Annotated in this window: 1 tRNA gene and 1 pseudogene; both read right to left on the bottom strand. The window is 69.9% G+C overall.

Annotation, left to right across the window (positions count from 1 at the left end):
• Window positions 1-200: 200 nt before the first annotated feature.
• Window positions 201-272 (bottom strand) — tRNA-Gln (locus tag GH736_RS24040).
• Window positions 273-372: 100 nt separating this feature from the next.
• Window positions 373-607: pseudogene (locus GH736_RS24035) on the bottom strand (glutamate--tRNA ligase); the annotation flags it as partial.

The following is a 607-nucleotide window of genomic DNA, read 5'->3' as shown; positions in this document are numbered from 1 at the left end:
GCGGTCGCGGTCGCGATCGCGCTCATCCGCGGCAACGAAGCCCGGGCCCGAGCGGGCCTTCGAGGCGCTGGCCGGCTGAACCGGCCGCGGCGACGCGGACGATCCGCGCACCCGGCGCACTCGACGGAATCGATCGACGCCTGAGATGCACGAAGCCCGGATGCCCGCGTGATCTGCGGGATTCCGGGCTATTGATCTTGCTGGGGTACCTGGACTCGAACCAAGAACAACGGTACCAGAAACCGCCGTGTTGCCAATTACACCATACCCCAATGGCCCGTGACCGAAGCCCGCGCCGACATGCAACTCTAGCCTACGGACCGCGGCCCGACCAAACTGAGCCGACCTCGGTGCGGAGGGCGCGCCTCGGTGCTATCCGAGGCGCGCCGCCAAGCGGTCGATGCGGTCGATCGAGTCGATCTTGCCGAGGATCTGCATCGACTCGAAGAGCGGCGGGGAGACGCGACGACCCGAGATCGCCGTGCGCACGGGGCCGAACGCGACGCGAGGCTTGAGGCCCAGCCCATCGACGAGGGCGCCGCGGAGCGCCTCCTCGATCTGGTCGTGCGCCCACGCGTCGGCGGGGAGGCGGTCGAGCGCGTCGCGG

The sequence above is a fragment of the Agromyces humi genome (genome assembly GCF_009720255.1).
In the GTDB taxonomy this organism is placed as follows: domain Bacteria; phylum Actinomycetota; class Actinomycetes; order Actinomycetales; family Microbacteriaceae; genus Agromyces; species Agromyces humi.
This window is presented reverse-complemented; position numbering and strand designations above follow the sequence as displayed.